The 20,259-nt window shown below is 46.2% G+C and carries 22 protein-coding genes and 1 pseudogene; 13 read left to right on the top strand and 10 right to left on the bottom strand.

Features of this window, described 5'->3' with window-relative positions:
- Positions 1 to 71 precede the first annotated feature (71 nt).
- On the bottom strand, positions 72 to 1,220 hold the full coding sequence (locus FXV75_RS13100) for an alpha-hydroxy acid oxidase (protein WP_148834046.1): 1,149 nt from the start codon (positions 1,218 to 1,220) through the stop codon (positions 72 to 74).
- Positions 1,221 to 1,335: 115 nt separating this feature from the next.
- Between FXV75_RS13100 and FXV75_RS13095 the strand changes: the two genes are divergently transcribed.
- The 4 genes from FXV75_RS13095 (at position 1,336) to FXV75_RS13080 (ending at position 4,241) form a co-directional block, all read left to right on the top strand.
- Positions 1,336 to 2,235: a LysR family transcriptional regulator gene (locus FXV75_RS13095; RefSeq protein ID WP_148834044.1), complete on the top strand. Its 900-nt coding sequence runs from the start codon at positions 1,336 to 1,338 to the stop codon at positions 2,233 to 2,235.
- A 90-nt stretch (positions 2,236 to 2,325) separates the two neighbouring features.
- A complete protein-coding gene (locus FXV75_RS13090) occupies positions 2,326 to 2,571 on the top strand; it encodes a hypothetical protein (RefSeq protein ID WP_148834042.1) in 246 nt (81 codons plus the stop codon).
- A gap of 121 nt (positions 2,572 to 2,692) precedes the next feature.
- Positions 2,693 to 3,766 carry a putative zinc-binding metallopeptidase gene (locus FXV75_RS13085; protein WP_148834040.1) on the top strand — a complete coding sequence of 358 codons (1,074 nt, stop codon included), beginning with the start codon at positions 2,693 to 2,695 and terminating at the stop codon, positions 3,764 to 3,766.
- Between the two features lie 106 nt (positions 3,767 to 3,872).
- Positions 3,873 to 4,241, top strand: coding sequence for a DUF6172 family protein (locus FXV75_RS13080; RefSeq protein ID WP_148834038.1), 369 nt, complete (start codon positions 3,873 to 3,875; stop codon positions 4,239 to 4,241).
- Here the strand turns inward: FXV75_RS13080 and FXV75_RS13075 are convergent.
- Positions 4,238 to 6,070, bottom strand: coding sequence for an ABC transporter ATP-binding protein (locus FXV75_RS13075; protein WP_148834036.1), 1,833 nt, complete (start codon positions 6,068 to 6,070; stop codon positions 4,238 to 4,240). The genes FXV75_RS13080 and FXV75_RS13075 overlap by 4 nt on opposite strands.
- A 197-nt stretch (positions 6,071 to 6,267) precedes the next feature.
- A complete protein-coding gene (locus tag FXV75_RS13070) occupies positions 6,268 to 6,696 on the bottom strand; it encodes a YebG family protein (RefSeq protein ID WP_148834034.1) in 429 nt (142 codons plus the stop codon).
- A 128-nt stretch (positions 6,697 to 6,824) separates the two neighbouring features.
- Here FXV75_RS13070 and FXV75_RS13065 point away from each other — a divergent pair, with 128 nt between their 5' ends.
- The 6 genes and pseudogenes from FXV75_RS13065 to FXV75_RS13040 all read left to right on the top strand — a co-directional run bounded on the left by FXV75_RS13065 (position 6,825) and on the right by FXV75_RS13040 (position 11,683).
- Positions 6,825 to 7,697: a mechanosensitive ion channel family protein gene (locus FXV75_RS13065; protein WP_148834032.1), complete on the top strand. Its 873-nt coding sequence runs from the start codon at positions 6,825 to 6,827 to the stop codon at positions 7,695 to 7,697.
- On the top strand, positions 7,697 to 8,284 hold the full coding sequence (locus tag FXV75_RS13060; protein WP_148834030.1) for a DUF1439 domain-containing protein: 588 nt from the start codon (positions 7,697 to 7,699) through the stop codon (positions 8,282 to 8,284). Before FXV75_RS13065 ends, FXV75_RS13060 begins: the two co-directional genes overlap by 1 nt.
- A gap of 101 nt (positions 8,285 to 8,385) precedes the next feature.
- Positions 8,386 to 8,865, top strand: coding sequence for a peptidylprolyl isomerase (locus tag FXV75_RS13055; RefSeq protein ID WP_148834028.1), 480 nt, complete (start codon positions 8,386 to 8,388; stop codon positions 8,863 to 8,865).
- A gap of 280 nt (positions 8,866 to 9,145) precedes the next feature.
- Positions 9,146 to 9,499, top strand: coding sequence for a hypothetical protein (locus FXV75_RS13050; RefSeq protein ID WP_148834026.1), 354 nt, complete (start codon positions 9,146 to 9,148; stop codon positions 9,497 to 9,499).
- Between the two features lie 183 nt (positions 9,500 to 9,682).
- On the top strand, positions 9,683 to 10,390 hold the full coding sequence (locus FXV75_RS13045) for a FadR/GntR family transcriptional regulator (RefSeq protein ID WP_148834024.1): 708 nt from the start codon (positions 9,683 to 9,685) through the stop codon (positions 10,388 to 10,390).
- 187 nt (positions 10,391 to 10,577) lie between these two features.
- Positions 10,578 to 11,683: pseudogene (locus FXV75_RS13040) on the top strand (transposase).
- A 297-nt stretch (positions 11,684 to 11,980) separates the two neighbouring features.
- On the opposite strand, the gene FXV75_RS13035 reads toward FXV75_RS13040, so the two are convergent.
- The 3 genes from FXV75_RS13035 to FXV75_RS13030 are packed head-to-tail and all read right to left on the bottom strand — an operon-like array spanning position 11,981 to position 13,412.
- A complete protein-coding gene (locus FXV75_RS13035; protein WP_262368611.1) occupies positions 11,981 to 12,763 on the bottom strand; it encodes a tripartite tricarboxylate transporter substrate binding protein in 783 nt (260 codons plus the stop codon).
- Between the two features lie 6 nt (positions 12,764 to 12,769).
- Positions 12,770 to 12,907, bottom strand: a complete 138-nt coding sequence (locus FXV75_RS16460; protein ID WP_222863135.1) for a hypothetical protein — start codon at positions 12,905 to 12,907, stop codon at positions 12,770 to 12,772.
- Positions 12,908 to 12,941: 34 nt separating this feature from the next.
- Positions 12,942 to 13,412, bottom strand: a complete 471-nt coding sequence (locus tag FXV75_RS13030) for a hypothetical protein (protein WP_148834022.1) — start codon at positions 13,410 to 13,412, stop codon at positions 12,942 to 12,944.
- Between the two features lie 404 nt (positions 13,413 to 13,816).
- Here FXV75_RS13030 and FXV75_RS13025 point away from each other — a divergent pair, with 404 nt between their 5' ends.
- Positions 13,817 to 14,695 carry an NAD(P)-dependent oxidoreductase gene (locus FXV75_RS13025; RefSeq protein ID WP_148834020.1) on the top strand — a complete coding sequence of 293 codons (879 nt, stop codon included), beginning with the start codon at positions 13,817 to 13,819 and terminating at the stop codon, positions 14,693 to 14,695.
- Between the two features lie 129 nt (positions 14,696 to 14,824).
- Here FXV75_RS13025 and FXV75_RS13020 read toward each other — a convergent pair whose 3' ends face one another.
- Positions 14,825 to 15,787, bottom strand: coding sequence for a sugar kinase (locus FXV75_RS13020; protein ID WP_148834018.1), 963 nt, complete (start codon positions 15,785 to 15,787; stop codon positions 14,825 to 14,827).
- A 151-nt stretch (positions 15,788 to 15,938) separates the two neighbouring features.
- Positions 15,939 to 16,949 carry a LacI family DNA-binding transcriptional regulator gene (locus tag FXV75_RS13015; RefSeq protein WP_148834016.1) on the bottom strand — a complete coding sequence of 337 codons (1,011 nt, stop codon included), beginning with the start codon at positions 16,947 to 16,949 and terminating at the stop codon, positions 15,939 to 15,941.
- Positions 16,950 to 17,162: 213 nt separating this feature from the next.
- On the opposite strand from FXV75_RS13015, the gene FXV75_RS13010 reads away from it, so the two are divergent.
- Positions 17,163 to 17,624 (top strand): GNAT family N-acetyltransferase, encoded by a 462-nt coding sequence (locus FXV75_RS13010; protein ID WP_148834014.1) that lies wholly within the window; start codon positions 17,163 to 17,165, stop codon positions 17,622 to 17,624.
- 13 nt (positions 17,625 to 17,637) lie between these two features.
- Here the strand turns inward: FXV75_RS13010 and FXV75_RS13005 are convergent, their stop codons facing one another.
- On the bottom strand, positions 17,638 to 17,901 hold the full coding sequence (locus FXV75_RS13005) for a DUF3820 family protein (protein ID WP_148834012.1): 264 nt from the start codon (positions 17,899 to 17,901) through the stop codon (positions 17,638 to 17,640).
- 116 nt (positions 17,902 to 18,017) lie between these two features.
- Positions 18,018 to 18,905 (bottom strand): LysR family transcriptional regulator, encoded by an 888-nt coding sequence (locus FXV75_RS13000; protein ID WP_148834010.1) that lies wholly within the window; start codon positions 18,903 to 18,905, stop codon positions 18,018 to 18,020.
- 179 nt (positions 18,906 to 19,084) lie between these two features.
- Between FXV75_RS13000 and FXV75_RS12995 the strand changes: the two genes are divergently transcribed.
- Positions 19,085 to 20,200, top strand: a complete 1,116-nt coding sequence (locus tag FXV75_RS12995; RefSeq protein ID WP_187424894.1) for an S-(hydroxymethyl)glutathione dehydrogenase/class III alcohol dehydrogenase — start codon at positions 19,085 to 19,087, stop codon at positions 20,198 to 20,200.
- Positions 20,201 to 20,259 lie beyond the last annotated feature (59 nt).

The following is a 20,259-nucleotide window of genomic DNA, read 5'->3' as shown; positions in this document are numbered from 1 at the left end:
GCTGGATCATAATGATTAAAAGAGGGACATTATTTAGTCCCTCTTTTGCCTAGCGGTTCAATTCATTGAAGCTAAGACCGAAACCGCAAGTTATCTCTGCTCAGTTGGTCAATCGATGTTTTGCCCATGAGTTTCATGTCGCGTTCGAGTTCGGCTTTCATTAATCCCAGTGCGCGTTCCACGCCAGGTTGTCCTGCGGCCGCCAAGGGGTAAAGGTACATACGACCAATGCCGACGGCTTTTGCACCGAGGGATAAGGCTTTGAGTACATGGGTGCCGCGCTGTACGCCGCTGTCGAAGATGACGTCGATTTCATCGCCCACTTCGTCGACGATTTCCGCTAGTTGGTCAAAGGAACTGCGCGAACCATCAAGTTGGCGACCACCATGGTTGGAAATAATCACGCCAGTGCAGCCAATTTCCACCGCTTTACGAGCGTCTTCTCGGCTCATGATGCCTTTCAAACAAAACTGGCCGTCCCAGAATTTCACCATTTCCGCCACGTCGTCCCAGTTCATTGATGGGTCGAGCATGTTGGTAAAGTAGTCGCCAATGGAGGTCGCGCCAGAACCCATGTCCACGTGTTCTTCAAGCTGTGGTAAACGAAATTTTTCGTGGGTGACGTAGTTAATGCCCCACATGGGTTTGAGGACAAATTGCAGCATGCCTTTTAGATTTAATTTAAAAGGAATGGCGAAGCCTGTACGAAGGTCGCGTTCTCGGTTGCCGCCCGTAATGGAATCGACAGTGAGCATCATCACTTGCACGCCTGCGTCTTTGGCGCGTTGCATCATGGCGCGGTTCAGTTCGCGGTCTTTGTGGAAGTAAAACTGATAGACCTGAGGCGTGGTGGTTTGCTTGGCGATCTCTTCCATGCTCACTGTGCCAAGGGACGATACACCAAACATGGTGCCGTATTTTTCCGCGGCATTGGCTACCGCGCGTTCGCCATCGTGATGGAATAATCGCTGCAAGGCAGTAGGCGAACAGTAGATTGGCAGGGCGAGTTTTTGCCCCATCACGGTGACCGACAAATCCACGTCTTTTACGCCAGTCAACACACTGGGTACGAGGTCACAGGTTTCAAACGCGGCCGTGTTGCGACGGTAAGTGGTTTCGTCGTCGGCGCCGCCATCAATGTAGTTAAAAATTGGGCTGGGTAGGCGTTTTTTCGCGAGAGTGCGAAAATCTTGGAAATTGTGGCAGTCTTTGAGTCGCATGGATGGCTCCTTTTATCGTATCGGTTAACTATAGACTGTGTTTTATTTATAATAAATACGACATAAAATAATAAACTCTTTCTTAAAACGTCTTAATAATCTGAGGTCTAGCCCATTGAATTCAGCCGATTTAACCCTGTTCGTGGCGGTCGCGGATTCGGGCTCGTTCAATAAAGCCGCATTGGGTGCGGGTTTGTCGACGCCCGCGTTAAGCAAACGCATTAGCAAGCTCGAACAAGACTTGGGCGTGCAGTTGATCCACCGCACGACAAGACGGTTGAGTCTGACCGAGGCGGGCGAAAGCCTCTACGTTCACGCCAAAAATATTGAAGGCCAAGTCAGCGATGCCATTGCGTCGGTGTCGGCGTTTAGCCAAGGGCTAACCGGCACGATTAAAATGTCGGTGCCAACGATTTCGGGTGAATTGTTGTTAGCCGAAGCGGTGGCGGAGTTTTGTCAACAATACCCCAATATTACCGTGGACATGCGCTTGGAAAACGACTTCGTTGATTTGGTCGGGGAAGGGCTGGATTTGGCCATTCGTACCGGCAAACTGGAAGATTCCAGCTTGATCGCTAAGCCCTTGATTCAATCGAATTGGGTGGTGTGCTGTTCGCCCCATTACGTTGAACGACAGGGTGAAGTCAGCACGTTAGACGCCTTAAAAGACCATAATTGCTTGGCGTATACTTATCAAGCGCAGGGCTCATTTGACTGGCGTTTTACCAAACAAGGCGTGGAGAAGAGCGTTCGTATTAGTGGCAGCTTCGCGACAAACAACGCTCAAGCCTTGCGCAAAGCGGCGTTGGCAGGGTTCGGTATTGTTTATGTGCCACGTTGTTGTGTGTATGAGGATCTGCAAAAAGGCACGCTCGTTGCTATCTTGACTGACTATCAACCTCGGCAGCTCGGCGTATACGCGATTTATCCTTTTACCAAGTATTTGCCAGAAAAACTGCGGCGGTTGATCGAGCACATCAAGCAGGCGTATCAAGAGAAAAAAGCGTATTTTTAATTTCAGTTAAGCGTCGATAAGCGGCTTTCTATTTTGTGTTTTTGTCCTTATTCTTATGTTTTATTTTGTATGTTTACGATGGTAATGCTTATGTCTGGTCAAGGTTCTGGCGGCAATGTGCTCGCGGCGATTTGTAATGTGTTTATCCCAGGTCTGGGGCAGTTAGTGCAAGGGCGCTTTTTTATGGCATTGTTCTTCTTTGTGACGACTTTTATAAGCTATGCGTTGGGTGCGACGGTTATCTTGTTTTTTATGTGGTTAGTCGGTGGAATATTGCATTTATGGTCAATCATTGACGCAGCGCGATTCACTCGTGTGCGCTCGTTTTATGAGTAGGTATTTTGACTCAGCTCCATTATGATGCTGTAAAGACGCCCTAATTGATTCGACGTTCCATTTTCAATGGTTTTCTTTCTCCCTCTTCTTTTCCATCCGCTGTATTAACAGCAGGAGCGCTATGAAAATTTTCAGTTGCCAGCAATGCGGTCAAACGGTGTTATTTGAAAATACCCACTGTGAACAATGTTCGTCTGCGCTGGGCTTTTTGCCAGACCAACTGGTGATCAGTGCTTTGACTTCTGTAGACAACGCTTGGGTGGCTTTGGCCGATAAAACCGAGCCGGCAAAGCGTTGGTATTACTGTGAGAATCATCAGCATCAGGTTTGTAATTGGCTAGTGGAAGAGGGCGGCAGCACATTTTGTGTGGCGTGTGAGTTGAATCGGCACATTCCCAATTTGGGCAAGATAGAAGAGCGCCAGGCTTGGCAGCAATTAGAGTTTGCTAAACATCGTTTGGTGTATTCGATTTTGCGCCTTGGTCTGCCTTTAGTGAGCAAAAAGAGCGAGCCTGAAGACGGCTTGTCATTTGATTTTATTTCTGAAAATAACGTGGTGCCCGAAGATGTGAGCGCGATGACTGGCCACGCCGCAGGGCAGGTGACGATTAATGCATCCGAAGGAAATACGGTTGATCGCGAGCAAATGCGCGAAGATATGAACGAGTCATACCGTACGGTGATTGGTCATTTTCGTCATGAAGTAGGGCACTATTACTGGGATCAATTGATTCTTGAAGACGACACGGCTTTGGCTCAGTTTCGTGCGTTGTTTGGCGATGACCAAGAAGATTATGGCGATGCGTTAGAAGCGCACTATGAAAAGCCCAATGCTGAGTGGCAAAAAGACTACGTCAGTGTCTATGCCTCGTCTCATGCGTGGGAAGATTGGGCAGAAACCTGGGCACATTATCTGCACATCGTTGACACCTTGGAAACCGCCAGTGATTTGGGTATGAGTTTGCAGCCCGTTGGAAAAAACAGTGAAAATTTAGCAGTAATGGTAAACATCGACCCCTATCATCACGATAATTTCGATGACATTTTGGCGCAATATTTACCCTTGACCTTTGCGGTGAATAACCTTAATCGTGGTATGGGGCAGCCGGATTTGTATCCGTTCATTTTGGTGCCTGCAGTGCGTGAAAAGCTGGCCTTTATTCATCGTTTGTTAAAGCCTTATCAGGTTGTGTGACTGTAAGTAAGTGGCAACCGATTGGGCGATCCGTTATCATGCTCGCCACGGGTCGCCACGCATTTTTATGCCATGGCAGCCAGACATCGACATTTTTAGGATCCTAATGAAAAAGACATTTAAACTCTCTCATCCCACTATTAAATACCCACGTTTAATCGAAGCGACCAAAAGTGAGGTGAAAAAATATCTAAAACGAGAGCGCAATAAAACCTTACCGGATTACGCGGATTTTTGGGGCTTTGATTGTCGCTTCGGACAAACACAAGACAGTGCAGTAGGCCTATACGTTGGGCAAATCAACGAGAAAATCAGCTTTGCAGAAAGCCAAGAGTGGACGTCTTTTTACTTGGAAATTTTAGCGGTGCCGGCACAGCGTACTGCCCGTGAAGAGGACGACACTGAGATCGAATATGAAACCGATCTTGATGAAGTGGATTTTGATGCAAGTGACGACGAAGGCGATCGGGTTTAACGATAGCCTTGCGCTTGCAGAGTAAATAAATGCGCGTATTGACCTTGTTGAGCCAGTAAGGCCTCATGGGTGCCACGTTCTTTAATGTGGCCCCGTTCCATGACGATGATTTCGTGGGCTAGGCGTACGGTTGAAAACCGATGGGAAATCAGGATCGCCATTTTGTCTTTCGTGTGTTCCTGAAAGTGCTGGAAAATAGTCGCTTCGGCCTGGGCGTCCATCGCTGCGGTGGGTTCGTCTAAGACCAAAATATCGGCGTCTTCACGCATAAAAGCCCGCGCTAAGGCGACTTTTTGCCATTGTCCCCCTGATAATTCCTGACCACCTTTAAACCATCGGCCCAATTGGGTTTGATAGCCTTTGTCCAGCTGATCGATAAAATCGGTGGCTTTACCCAGAGCCGCGGCTTTTGCCCAGCCACTTTCATCATGAAAACGGTCGTTGTCCCCCGCACCGATGTTTTCACCGACAATAAATTGATAGCGTACAAAGTCTTGAAATATTACACCCACGCGTTTGAGTAAGGCCGTTTCGTCCCATTCGAGCAAGTCCAGTCCGTCGAGTAAAATTCGCCCTTCAGTAGGGTTGTACAGTCGCGTTAATAGCTTGATGAGGGTGGTTTTTCCTGAGCCGTTTTCGCCGACAATCGCCACGCTGCGACCAAGTCGGATATGCAAATTGATATTGGATAAAGCGGGTTTTGTGGTGCCAGGATAGTGAAACGTCACGTTTTCAAAACGAATGCCGTCGTGGGCGTTGGGGCCGACGAGTAAGCCACCGGTAGACGGTGAAGTTTCCTGCTCTAAATAATCGTACAGATTCGATAAATATAGGTTGTCTTCGTACATGCCGCTGATGGCGGTCAGTGAGGCTGATACGGCGCTTTGTCCCTGTCTAAACAGCAACAGGTACATGGTCATTTGGCCCAATGTGATGGCGCCTATAATCGTGTCGCTGACGATCCAAGCGTAGGCGCCATAAAACACTAAGGTGCTGATGACACCGAGCGCGAAGCCCCAGCTTTCACGGCGTAAGATTAAGCGTTTACTTTCTTTGAAGAGGGTTAAAAAAATGTCAGTGTAGCGTTGTAAAAAACGCTCGCCGAGTTGGTAAAGTCGCACTTCCTTTATGTTGTCTTCACGGGCCAATAAGGTTTCTAAGTAGTTTTGTTGGCGCACTTCTGGAGAGCGCCAGCGGAACATCAAAAACGCATCACCAGAGAATTTGGCTTCGGCAATAAATGCAGGAAGCGCGCCACAGATCAGCAACAGTAAGGCCCATGGTGAAAAGTGCCACAGCAAGACCGCAAAGCTCGATAAAGAAAGGGCATTTTGCAGTAAGGCAAAGGTTTTATTGACCAGCGCCAGCGGTCGGCTCGACGCTTCTCGTCGAGCTTGCACCAGTTTGTCGTAGAACTCGGAATCTTCAAAATGGGACAAACTTAGGGTTTGAGCTTTGTCCAAGATCATTAGGTTAACTTTTTGTCCGAGTAAACCTTGTAAAATGGCTTTTTGCGCTGTCAATGAACGCTGAGCCGCCGCGATGACTAACACTAAAACACCTTCTAGCACGACGTAATTTAATGCGGTTTGATAATGCAATACTTGGTCTTGTTTGTAGCTTTCCATTGCTGCCAGAACGGCGTCGACGATCAACTGTCCTATGTAGGCCATAGCGGCCGGTAGTACGCCGGCAATCAGAGTAGCGAATGCCAAGCCCAAAGTGAGCGCCGGAGACGTTTGCCACACCAGTTCAAGGGCTCGGCGGCTGTAACGAAATACCCCCAACATATTTTTATCAACGGTATTTTTGGGGGCGTTAGGCTTCATGCTGGGTTCCAATCATCAACGACAACAAACAAACTATAAATAAACAGGTTTACATGGGTAAAGTATATGTGAAAGCCGAGATTGTTAGGGAAATAAATGCAGTTGGTGAATAGGGGTATTTGGGTATTAGCTGCGCTTCACTTTGGAGATACTACGCCACTTACGTCCTTGTAAGCGAGGCAGTGAGTGAAACGACGTTAAGCGGCGTCGCTTTCAATGTAGTCAGTGATTTCGTCATCAAATACGGCGCTGCTGTCATCTTCGGTTTCTGTGTAGGTGGCGTCTTCATCGGTCTCTATGATGAGATCTTCGAGTGCTTTTTTTGGCGAGCTTTTACTAAGGCCCAGCGTTGATTGTGTTGGCTGTGTGTTGGTTTTTTTCGCTTTTGGTGTGGCTTTCTTTTTTGAGCTTAAAATATCCAAGAGCACGTCTTTTTGTTGGGCTAAATACATAGACAGTGCTTCTTTCTGGCTATGGTCTCCTGCTAGGTCACTTTGAGCCAATACCTCGTACAAGGCGTCGGCTGTGTCTAACAGTTTGTCGTAGGCATCGGCGTCGGTTTTGGAAGTAAACGTCATTTTTTCGATTCCATCACGTTCAACAACATAGTTGATAATTACAGGCATAATCCACCTCGATATAAATAATACTGTATAAATGTACAGTATTATTTTGTGGTTTGTCTAGTGCTTTTATTTGTTGATCAGCGTGACTTTTTGTTAAAGTGGCGACCTTACTAAAGGATGTGCGTTTTATGTCGGTCGATTTTTCCCAGTTAGACTTATCCATTTTAATGGATCATGTTGAAGTCGTTTTGACGATCGCTTGGATTTTTTTGTCTTATTTAGTGCGGCGTTATACCAAACGAGTGATTCGCGTTAATCAAAAGACAGAAAATGATAAAAAGCGCCAAAGAATCAACGCGGTAGATAACATATTTAATCTGCTTTTAGTGGTTGGGTTAGTGCTTATCTGGTCTTCTGAATTACAAAACATTGCAATTTCGATTGCGGCGTTTATGGTGGCGTTGGTGATTGCCACGAAGGAGTTTATTGCCTGTATTGTGGGGGCGTTTTACCGCGCCAGTACGCGGCCCTATCAGGTGGGTGATTGGATACGCATTGCCAATTATGAAGGCGAAGTGACCGACAGCGATTGGTTGTCGACGACCTTGTTTGAAGTAGATTTGAAAGGCGGCAGCTATGCGTATACTGGGCGTACCACGGTCGTGCCTAATAGTGTGTTGCTGCTGCATACGGTGCAAAATTTGAATTACATGCGCCGTTATGTGACGCATACTTTTTCTATTGCACGGCAAACCGATGAGGTGAATTTGTTTGTAATTAAAGAACAGATTTTAACAAAAATTCACCAGTATTCTGAGCATTTCCATGAGGTGGCGATTCGCTACAACAGTTTGATCGAAAAGCGCTTGGATATTCGTATTTCGGGGCCTGAACCACGCGTACGCATTACCACGACACCGGAGGGGTTTAATGTATTTACTATTTCATTATTTTGCCCAACGGAGGAAGCGGTGGACATAGAGCAAAAAGTCACTGAAGATTTTATGGCTTTCTGGTATGAAAAACGCGATGCCAATGTGGCCGCGAAGAGGAATGTGTGATGAAAATTGGTCGCAGTGTGTGTACGTTTGCTTTGTTAGGCTTGTCGATAGTATTGGCGGGCTGCAACAGCTTTCGAATTAGTGAAGAGGAGGTCAATCAAGAGGTCGTAAAGCAGCTTGAGCAACAAAACGAGCGCCATATTGCACTCACTTTAGACAGTAATACATTAAATTTAGATTTGTTGGTGACGCAAGCGGTCATTGATTTTACGGAGCGCGACGGCGGCTTGGTATTGGTCGATCTTGTGAGTGATATGACGGGGACGTTAACGGCGTTTGGGCAGGCGTTTTCATTGACGACCAGCGTTAACCCCTCGTTTGAATCTGGTATTCGCATTGAAGAAAACCGTTTGTATTTGGTGGCGCCTAAAATCACTAAAATAGCGGTTGAAGGTTCCAGCTTTAATGACAAAATGCTGCGGTCAACGTTGGGGTCTTTACGGGGAGATTTTGAGCAGGCTCTGGCTCAGTATTTCGACCAACACCCTATTTATATACTGGATCATTCGGCATTCGAAAAAACCGCCGCGACCATGGTGAAAGACATTATTATCCACGAAGATTCATTAGAACTCGCCATTTTCTAATGATGAGCGTAAGCCATTAGGTAAGCGGTGATATTATGATTATAATGCGGCCAAATAGGGGCGATGACGCTCACTCTTTGAATACAAAATGAGGAAATAACATGTCGATTACAGACAACCAAGTTGTTCAATTTCACTACACATTACGCGACGGTGAAACCTTGCTTGAAACGTCAGCGGGTAAAGACCCTGCGGCGTATTTACATGGCCATGGCAACGTTATCCCAGGGCTAGAAAAAGCACTGGAAGGCAAAAATGTGGGTGATGCGTTTGAAGTTACCGTGGCGTGTGCCGATGCCTACGGCGAACGTTACGAAGATCGTACTCAACAAATGCCTGTTAAGCATTTGCAAGGCGCAAAGCGCTGGAAAGCGGGCATGGTTGCTATGGTAAAAACTGACAAAGGTATGCGTCAGGTTACCGTGGTAAAAGTCGGACTAAAGCACGCCACAGTGGATTTGAACCATCCACTATCTGGTAAAGACCTGACGTTTAATATCGAAGTTGTCGATACGCGTGAGGCGACGAATGACGAGATTGCCCATGGTCACGCACATGGTGTGGGCGGTCATCACCACTGAGGCTATCACCACGATTAAGCAGACATTGCTCTTTATAAGCCCCTGTTGCGCTCTGTGCATCAGGGGCTTTGTTGTTAATGGCGTGATGCTTTTGGTATGACGTTTGAGAGAGAAGCCCGCTGATATTAATCAATAAAATGCGCACTGTAAAACGCGCCACCTTGGTTTTTAATAAGAATGATTATCAACCGCTTGACAGTACTTGTGTCTGCCTACATTATTAATAATGGTTTTCATTTGTATTTGTGGTGAGTCAAACGATGTTTAAAGGGGTGAGGTAGTGAGTCATTATTTAGTACCATTTTCAGTACTCGAACAGACAATTCAAGGCGGGCAATGTGCGGATACACCGCAAGTGCTCACTTATTACTTAACCCGAACCGAGGAGTATGCCGAGCGTTTGTGCATCGTCGACGCGATGTCGTTGCATCAACGGGTGTTTAACGTCTTGCTAGACACCGTATGCGATACCCGTTTAGCGCCACATTGGCGACAGACATGTTTAGATAAGGTGTATTTGCCTTTGCTGCACATCAAGCAACTTATCTTGACATACCAAGACGCTAGAAACTATTTTAAAATGGAGCATAGGCTGCGAATGTTAAGCCACTATTTCATGGCTTCTGTTGAGTGACAAACACGGACTTCTTAAAGAGAAGGGCTAAGGAGAATAAGAATGATGAAGCCAACTGTATGGCGTTAAGTTATTGATCAATCGATCTTTTTTTCCATCATTCAGACACTAGTCAAGAGAGATTTAGTTATATCGTTTTTGTCTTTCCAACGGTACAATAAATGGATAACAAAAGGAAAAACTATGGTCTCCCAGTTCAGTAATGTAGGGCTAAAACGAGAAAACTTAAATGCACAAGTCGCTCGCGAAATAGCAGTGAAAATCCTTTCAGGTGACATTCCAGAAGGGGCTTTATTGCCCAGTGAGCCGATATTATGCGAACAAATGGGTGTTAGCCGGACTGTTTTTCGTGAATCACTCAAAATGCTGTATTCCAAAGGCATGATTGAATCTAAACCCAAAGTAGGCACACGAGTTAAGTGTAAAACAAACTGGAATTTTTTAGATGTCCAATTACTAGAGTGGATGATTGGCATTGAAACAACCGAGGACATTTATGTCCAGTTTTTAGAATTGCGAAAAGCCATCGAACCCCAAGCTTGTGCCTTGTCAGCAGAAAGGGCAACAAAAGAACATCGTATTGAGTTTGCTAATATCTTTCAACGTATGTGTGCGATTGCTGAAAATTTTGATCATGATGAGTGGATCGAAGTAGACGCTCAATTTCATCGTATGATCTTTATTTCGACCGGCAACAGTTTCTATGTGCCTTTTGGGAATGTATTGGTAGCCATGTTTAAATGGTTCTTTCTTTTTTCCTCAAAAGATGGCGGTGTTTGCTTGAGTGAACACCGGGCTATTTATGATGCAATAATGGCAGGTGATAGTAATAAAGCGTATCAAGCCAGTATGGAACTTATGAAAGAAGACAAGCACCGCTTGAGTGTATAGTGTTATCAGCGATGGGAAAAAGAAAGTAAAGCAGGGTAATAGAATAGAAATAGCTTCTCATATTGAGGTAATTGCAAAACTGTCGATATAAGCCATATCTATTCGTGGAATAACGAAAAAAGAGAAGACGTGGGCTGCCGTTTCCGGCGACGATAGCGTTCTCACACAACATCGACATACCCACTCTATGAATGCTACGACGCCCCAACAAATAATGCAACGCTGGCAAATCGTTCAAGGCCAATTGATTCCTGCTTTACACCAAGAAATAGGCTTGTTGACCCCAAAACTTGAAAAACTGATTCATATCTTGGAATGGTCTCGCATCGAAGAGTTTGTGACACGTTTTTCGTATCGGACGGGGCGTCCTCCCCATGAACTCGCTTGGTTAGCCAACGCGTTTGTTGCCAAGGTAGTGCTTGGGCTTACCACCACGGTGCATCTAATAGAACGCCTAAACATGGACAAAGCATTACAGCGAATCTGTGGATTTCCGCTTCATAAGAAACTGCCCTCAGCCTCGACTTTTTCTCGTGCGTTCGAGACGTTTGCCAAAGATAAGTTGGCCGAACGTGCCCACGAGGTGCTGATCAAAATGCACTTTGGAGATCGTCTCATTGGGCATATCAGCCGAGACGGGACGGCGATTAAGGTGAGTGAGAACGTCCACAAAAGATCGACAAAGTGGACACGGATAAACCTAAGCTTAAAGGGCGGCCCCGCAAGGACAAAGATGAAAAACGCCCGATCAAATTCAATGTGGCACGGCAACGTACCCAATGCCTAGAAGAGATGCTTAAAGAGATCCCGGTTGATTGCCGTCGTGGCACAAAATGCAATGCTCAAGGCTATAAAAACAGCTGGAATGGCTACAAACTGCATCTAGACATTGCAGACTGTGGCGTCCCCATCTCCGCTTTGCTGTCCTCAGCCTCCATGCATGACAGCCGTGCCGCCATCCCTCTGTCTCACATCAGTGCGGCGAGGGTGACCAACCTTTATGATCTGATGGACGCCGCCTACTGCAGTATTGACCTGCATGAGCACAGTAGAGAGTTAGGGCCTGTGCCCCTGATAGATCACAACCCCAGAGGGGGCGAGAAAGAAGGATTTGAACCCGCCGATACGGTGCGTTATCGGGAACGTTCGGGCGCAGAACGAGCCAATGGCCGACTCAAGGATGAGTTCGGAGGTCGACACATCTGGGTACGTGGTGAGGTAAAAGTCATGAGTCACCTGATGTTTGGCATTTTAGTACTGAGTGTCGATCAACTGCTTCGACTGCGGCAATAAATCGCAGAAAGATAAGTCATGTATCGAGGATATTGTGCTTCTGGGGTGGTCACAGAACGAGCCGCTATGATCAAAAAAGAGAGAAAAGCGATGACGACCTAGTCAAAATAGAAAATGCATAGAAACACATGCTTAACTGAGTAAAAAAACAGCCTCTAAAGGGGCGATAAGTTATCCACAAATGGGTTGGCTATTCGTTTTGCAAGATGCTCTATTAAGCATAGAAAACCGCCTTCTGGAATAAAAAAAAGTGTAAGTGACCGACAATCTTATCAATCACTTACACTTTTAGTTAAGTTATTTGATCAGTGAGCTTAATGATTGTGTGTCATCTTTAACGAACTGAGTAAATTCAGCCGCGTCCATATTATGAATGGTCATAGCGCCTTTCGCCATGAAGTCTTTAAATTCACTGGACGCCATCGCTTGATCAAAGGCATTGCCTAAAATCTCGATAATCTCATCTGGCGTACTTTTCGGTGCGCCAATGCCGCGCCAAGTTCCTGTCGTTACATTGATGCCTTGCTCAATCAAAGTCGGAACATTTGGAATGTAGGAGATACGTTCTTTAGACATGACGCCCAGTGCTATGAGCTGGCCTGAACGCAACTGAGAAATCGCTTCGCCAGGGGTTACCATGGTTACCGCAGTGTGGCCACCTAGAACGGAAGGGATGGCTTCTGAAGACCCGTTATAAGGAATGGCATTCAGCTGTATCCCTTGGTCTTTTTGTAATGCCATTAAGTAAAAATTTGGCGCGGCCGTTGAGGCAAATTTTACTTTACCCGGGTTGGCTTTCGCTTCGGCAATCAGGTCGTTAATGCTATTGAACTCGCTGTCTTTATTGACCAGAACAACTGCGGGGTCTAGGTTCACCAAACGAATCAGTTTAAAGTCATCCGCGTCATGCTGCATTAAACCCATCTGGGGGAGTGACGCAATTTCACGAGTCACCACGGTTAAGGTGTAGCCATCGCCACGCTGTTGCGCACCGAAGCTCATACCCACGGCGCCAGAACCTCCTGTGCGGTTCATCACAGAAATGTTAGTGCCAAGGATTCCTTCCGCACTGTTTGCGATAGTGCGTCACACGGAGTCTGTACCACCACCGGCACCAAAAGGCACGACCAGACGAATGTTTTTGCTGGGGTAGTCAGCGGCAAAAGTAGAGGCAGACGCCAGAATGCCAGCCAGAATGATCGTGTTTTTAATCAGCTTTTTCATAAATTTCATCCTAATATTATATTTATTGTATTTACTATTTTTTGTGCATTTTAGTGGGTTCTAGTGCTTTGCATTTTTGATAATCGGCCATTGCCAGTTGTTCAAAAGCGAGTGCAATCCATCCACTAATGAGCATATCAAACCATTGTTCAACACCGCTGCAGGCAACCACTATGTCACCGTAAACGAAGGAGCCGTAAAAGAGCACATCGTTATCTTTCAAAGAAGAAGGGTGTTTTGTCTGATAGTCAATGTTCGCCCGCTGATAACGCCAAGCCTGAGCCGCTTTTTCTCTGGCGATGACATCAAAAGGAACTGTCCATAACGTATTTTTAATTGACTCTTGATACAAAATGGCATTTTCAAAGGTTGATTCCCAAGGTTTTACCCTGGGGTCCATCACTACAATGTGCAGCTCTTTGCGATTAGTTTGGTTAAACAGCGTCTCTATGGCTGGTTTGACCAGATCAATTGCGTCTTTTGCAAGCTGCTTATGATCTCTCATTTCTGACACTCCTTCTGTTCATTCAAAATAACCATTCAAATTCATAATGTTAGAGTTCAACGTAAGAAACACATTCGTTGTGACTGCCGTCAAGATGATGATTTCGCAATCATCAAAAACAAATTAACATAATATAATACTACAAATAAAGCGTTTCGTTCGATAATGGAACTCAATGATTTGATATCAAAGTGGCACGCTACCTTGCGTTTGAACCGACGATACGTTCGACTATTTGAGGTAGTATGGGCGCAGAGTGTCAGTATTCCTCTATTTTGTCTAGCTTTCGACCTTTAGCTATTACCCTAGTCAAATCAAAGATACCCATATATGATAATATAATCATACAAATAAAATGATGATTTCGATCTTGTATTCGTAAGTAAACACTTAGGAGAATAAACATGACTAAGCCGATTATTGGGTTCATTGGGCTGGGTTTAATGGGTGGAAATATGGTGGAAAACCTTCAAAATAAAGGCTTTCAACTGAATGTTATGGATCTAAATAAAGACGCGGTTGCAGCCTGCGTGGCACGTGGTGCGACAGCGGTTGATTCGGCAAAAGCCTTAGCTGCCGCGAGTGACATCGTGATGCTTTGTTTGACGACTTCCAATGTGGTTGAGGCTCTAGTTTATGGCGATAATGGTATATTAGCGGGCATTAAAGAGGGCGCCATACTTGTAGATTTTGGCACCTCTATTCCAGCTTCCACTCGTAAAATTGGTGCGGATCTAGCGGCGAAAGGCGCGGGCATGGTTGATGCGCCGCTTGGTCGTACACCTGCGCACGCCAAAGAGGGTCTGTTGAACATCATGGCGGCGGGTAATGTTGAGCATTTTGAGAAAGTGAAACCTGTGCTTGAACAGCAAGGCGAAAACGTCTTCCATTTGGGTGCGCTAGGTGCTGGTCATACGACTAAGCTGATTAACAACTTCATGGGAATGACAACCGTAACAGCGATGTCACAAGCGTTTGCTGTCGCAGATCGTGCTGGTGTGGATCGTCAGCAATTGTTTGACATTATGTCGGCTGGTCCTTCTAACTCTCCTTTTATGAAATTCTGCAAAAACTACGCAGTTGATAACGTCAGTGATCTAGGATTCTCTATTGCCAATGCGAATAAAGACCTAGGGTACTTCTTGGCGATGGTAGAAGATCTGGGTACACGATCTCTTATTGCAGAAGGCACGTCTGCCAACTTGCAAGCCGGTGTTGATTTAGAAATGGGCAAGGGTAATGTGCCTGAAATCTTTGATTATTTTCTTAAGCTAAATGTCTAATGCAAACTGATAAGAGGGATATGCGCGCGATTGTATCCACTTTCTCTTGAAACATTAAAAAACCAGTGTGTTTTTTATACTGGTTTTTTAATGGTAATATGTTTACGTTATTGCGTCTGTATTGCTGTCTTATTGATTGTTTTCTAAGGTATTTAATTCGTTCCGAGTAGGCAGCGCTTCACTGTCGCCGCGTACTTGAACGGTCAAAGAGCCTAAAAGATTGCCACGTCGTGCCGCTTGTTCCATAGAGCAACCATCTAAAAGGGCGGAAATGACGCCAACGGCAAAGCTATCACCTGCACCAACGGTATCGACTACCTTGTTGACAGGGAATCCAGCAACGGTACCTTTGTCACCGCTTTGAGTTTTGTAATAGGCGCCGGCACTACCCAGTTTGACAATCACTGCTTTAACACCGTGTTGAAGGTAAAAATCGGCTATTTCTTCTGGTTGATCGCTGCCAGTGAGGATTTTTCCTTCTTCGACACCGGGTAGAACAAGATCGCAGGCAAAGGCGAATTCATTGATTTTTTCTACCATGGTAGCCTGATCAGACCACAGCGCAGGGCGCAAATTCGTATCAAAAGAAATCCGACTGCCTTGTGCTTTTGCGTATTGTAATGCGCATTGGATGGCCTCTCTCATGGAGTCTGAAATCGCCGCCGCGACACCGGTTAGATGAAGGTGGGTGCCAGCATGAAATAGCTCAGTTTTTATGTCTTCTGCGTTTAACGTTGAAGCAGCAGAGTGGCGACGAAAGTATTCTGTTTTTGGGTCACTGCCGTCGATGACATTGGATTTCAGCATGAAACCAGTCGGTTGTTGAGAGCTTGTTGATATCGAGTCTGTCTGGATTTGCTCACTTTCAATGGTTTTGCGAATGTACGCGCCAAAGCTGTCATTGCCCACTTTACTAATATACGTGGACTCAAAGCCCAGTCGCGCCATGCCTATTGCGACATTCACTTCGGCACCGGCTAGGGAGCGACTGAACCGTTCTACATCGGCCAGTGGCCCCGTTGCATCAGCAACAAACATGGCCATTGCTTCACCAAGGGTTACAAAAGAATGGGTTTGCTGTTGTTCTGTCATGTTCTGTTCCTTTTGGGTTTTAACGTCTCTGCTTGCTGTGTTTTAGTGCCTCTATACTATCATGGGATCGGTTCCATAAAAAGTCAGAGTACGGTCTGAAAGCTTGCTTGGTGATGGACTTGGTCAGTGCTTTGCAAGCTTAGGAAACGCTTTAGGTTGAATGGCGAATCACTAATGTGGCTTTAAGCTTAATGTGCTGAGGAGGCCTAAGATTACCTTGAATTCGTGACAGTAAGTGTTCACATGCAATTTGGCCTATTTGCTGGGTAGGCTGCCGCATTACGGTAATACCATTGTCGAATAATTGTGCCCATTCTGGGTCATCGATACCAATGAAACCGATGTCAGTCCCAACGCTGACGCCCTGTTGTTTAAGCGCTTTGGCTACGCTCATCATTGCGACGCCGTTGGTGGCAAAAATGGCTTTTTTAGTGCCCTTATCGGACTCGATAAACTGAGTGATCGCCTCTGCTAGTTGATCCACACTCGTTTTTTCAATTTCAACGATTCGGTAAGTCTGGTCATTCTTTTCGGCAAAGCGTTTTACCGTTTCGACTCGGGTGAAACGTGGCTCAATAGTCACCGGTTCTGTGACGGTCAAAATAGAGTGATAATGCTGCATTTTTAAATGATCACAGACAGTGAGTACGGCGTGCTCGTTGTCTAGTCCAACTGCGTCCACATTGAACGATGTATTGAACCGATCAATCAGTACTAAAGGGCAGGACAAACGCTCTACGTTGGCTAGGTGTTTTTGCGTCATGCCGGTGGTATTGATAATAATGCCGTCTACGCGGTGAGCTTCTAGCAGGGAGATATACTTGTCCTGTAATGCGATTTGGTTGTCGGTATTGCATACCATCAGCATGTACCCCTCACGTTGACATATTCCCTCTATACCTTGTAGAACAGCAATAGAATAGGGGTTGGTCACATCGGCCAACAGCAAACCAATGAGCTTCGAATGGCCTGCTTTGAGCATTCTGGCTGAGTGGTTAGGGCGAAAATCGAGCTGCTCTATGGCGTGAGCTATTTTGTCACGTAAGCTGTCAGAGAGCTTATCTTGCTCGCCATTCAAATAGCGTGACACACTGGTTTTACCGACTTTTGCGTAGTGTGCGACATCGAAGATGGTGGCGAAGCCTTTGGTTTTTTTTTGCAAAACATCTCTCTGTGATAGTGATTGGAGTGAGCGAATAATCGGAGTAAATAATCGGAGTAAATATTACCCTGTTTAGTGACGTGATGCTTGTCGTGTTTATCAGTGCGAAACATGAGGCAAGCCATATCAATTTGGGGCGGGGTAACCCTTTCCTATTCTGTGTATACTGCGACCTGAAGCAAAGGGTAGATTAGGAAAACCACAAGGTGTGATATGACAGATCGAGTGAATTTACGACCTGCGACAATGGCAGACGCCAAACGGTTATTTGAATGGCGAAACGATCCGGAAACCCGTAAAGCGTCCCATAATAACGAAGAAATACGATTTGATGTCCACCTTAAGTGGCTTGAAGTCTCATTAAACAGCCCAGATACACGCCGTTTATGGGTGGCAGAATGGCAGGGTCGAGCGGTAGGAAGCTGCCGGGCGGATCGTGCTGGGCGAGCATGGACACTGTCTTGGGTAGTCGCGCCACAAGCCCGAGGCAAAGGCGTAGCGCAACAAATGTTGTCGACCCTTATCGCGCACTTTCAGGATCCGTTATTGGCTGAAATAAAAGTGGGCAATATGGCGTCTATTAAAGCGTCAGAAAATGTAGGCTTTGTTTTTGAAAAAGAAGACCGTGGCGTTTTGCATTATGTGTACCCTAGGTCGTCGGGGCCATCAACGTAGCCATTAGCCAAGATTAATCATCGAAACGAATACGGACTTTCGGCGCCTTTTTTTGTGGTTGCCTTGGCTCACGTAACGGCTCAACCAGTGACTCTAATCCATTGATTTTAATCTCCAATGCCAGTTGCAGCCACTGGCCAAGGTACCCGTTCGGCCAGCCTTCATGGGCAAACCAGAGTAAATACGCTTCGGGCAAATCGATTAAAACACGACCCTTGTATTTGCCAAAAGGCATGGATTGGCGAGCGACTTGAATAAGATCTTCTTGAGAAAACATAACCATCACTTGGTAAACAAAAAGAAGGGTATTTAACCACACGTGCGTTATTTGGCAAATTAACTAGGCCATTGAGAAGGTCACTGAGGAGGTCACTGAGAAGGTCAATCAGAAAGTTACTGAGAATGTCGCGTGTGATGAAAGTGTTTAATCAAATAATCACAGATGCTTTGCAGTTTAGGCGATGGCTGACGAACCTTGGGGTACACCAACCACACGCCGCTGTATGGATATTGATACTGAGGCAATAAGGCAATCAGCTTGCCATCGGTTAATGCTTCCTGAACGTAATAGTCAGGTAGTTGGGCGATGCCCATGCCTTTTTGTACCGCGTCCAATAAAGCGGGGCCAGAATTGCTGCGCCACTGGCTGCTGACTTTGACTTCTTTACGTTGCCCTTCTTGTTGAAACAGCCAGTGATTTTTAGAGCCAATTAGACAGCGGTGTTTACTTAGTTCCGCTAATGTGTGCGGCATACCGTGTTGATCTATGTAGTCCCGTGAGGCGCATAAATATTCGACTCGATCACATAAACGTCGTGATAAATGGCTGGAGTCCTTCATGGCACCCATGCGGATAGCCAAATCGTAACCTTCTTCGATCAAATCTACCGAGCGATTAGTAAGGTGGAAATCGAGCTCGATTTTTGGGTGTTCTAACAAAAAATCATTCATTAACGGTGCGATATAACGCTCGCCAAATGTCGTGGCACAGGTCATTTTAAACGCGCCGATGGGGGCTTGGTTTAACGTTGAGATCATTTCTTCCGCACTGCTCAGTGCTTCTGGCAAGCCACGACAGTGCTGATAATACAATTCACCGGCATCGCTGAGTCGAATGCGTCGCGTGGTTCGAAATAGCAGTGTGGTGCCCAGATCGCTTTCTAACTGAGTGATCAAACGGCTGATGTGCGAGGCGGACACGCTGAGCTTGATTGCGGCGGCGGAGAAGCTGCCTTGTCGCACCACCTCAATAAAGGCTTCCATAGCTTCCCAGTTTTTCACTTTGTTACTCCACAATCGAGCCGCGCAGATTGGCGCATAGTTGAGGGAGTGTAATAAGGATTGTTGCTGTATGGCAACAATCCTTTTCTAAAATGCCTATTATCCTTTTAATTTTTTGTCGCTAGACTGCGATCAGTAGAAACCAATAGTATTTTGCGATGCCTAATGTGGAGAAGACAATGAAATGTAAAGCCGCTGTTGCTTGGGGTCCAGGCCAACCCCTGAAAATCGAAGAGATTGATGTACAAGATCCGCAAAAAGGCGAAGTCTTGGTGCGTATGGTGGCGACCGGCGTGTGTCACACCGATGCCTTTACTTTATCTGGCGACGATCCAGAAGGTATTTTCCCTGCGATCTTGGGGCACGAAGGCGCAGGTATTGTGGAAGCCATCGGTGAAGGTGTGACATCGCTGAGCGTAGGCGACCATGTTATTCCACTTTATACGGCCGAGTGTAAGGAGTGTAAATTCTGTTTGTCCGGCAAAACCAACTTATGCCAAGCGGTGCGTGTCACTCAAGGTAAAGGCTTAATGCCCGATGGCACCAGCCGTTTTAGTATCAATGGACAACCTATTTTTCATTATATGGGCACTTCAACCTTCTCTGAATACAGTGTGGTTGCCGAGGTGTCTTTAGCAAAAATTCACGTCGATGCACCGCTGGAAAAAGTCTGTCTGTTGGGTTGTGGTATTACAACGGGTATTGGCGCGGTATTGAATACAGCGAAAGTCGAAGCTGGCGCCACCGTTGCTGTGTTTGGTTTGGGTGGCATTGGCTTGTCGGTTATCCAAGGCGCACGCATGGCCGGTGCTGGTCGTATCATCGCTATCGATATCAATGAATCGAAATTTGAAATGGCGAAGCAATTTGGCGCGACTGATTGCATCAACCCGAAAACATTCGATGCTCCGATTCAGCAAGTGGTTGTCGATATGACCGATGGCGGTGTGGATTACTCGTTCGAGTGTATTGGCAACGTCGATCTCATGCGATCAGCGCTGGAGTGTTGTCACAAAGGCTGGGGCGAATCCATTATCATTGGTGTGGCGGGTGCCGGCCAAGAAATCTCTACGCGACCGTTCCAATTGGTCACCGGGCGAGTCTGGAAAGGCTCCGCATTTGGTGGCGTAAAAGGCCGCAGTCAGTTGCCGGGTTATGTTGAAGATTACATGAATGGCAAAATTGAAATTGATCAATTTGTCACGCACACCATGGGCTTGGAAGACATCAATAAAGCGTTCGACTTGATGCATGAAGGCAAGAGCATTCGCACGGTTATCTTGTTTGATAAGTAACGATTTATAGAATATGTAAAAGGCCCGCTCAGCGGGCTTTTTTGCTACGGATAAGGAGA

The sequence above is a fragment of the Marinomonas sp. IMCC 4694 genome, assembly GCF_008122525.1.
Classification (GTDB): Bacteria; Pseudomonadota; Gammaproteobacteria; order Pseudomonadales; family Marinomonadaceae; genus Marinomonas.
This window is presented reverse-complemented; position numbering and strand designations above follow the sequence as displayed.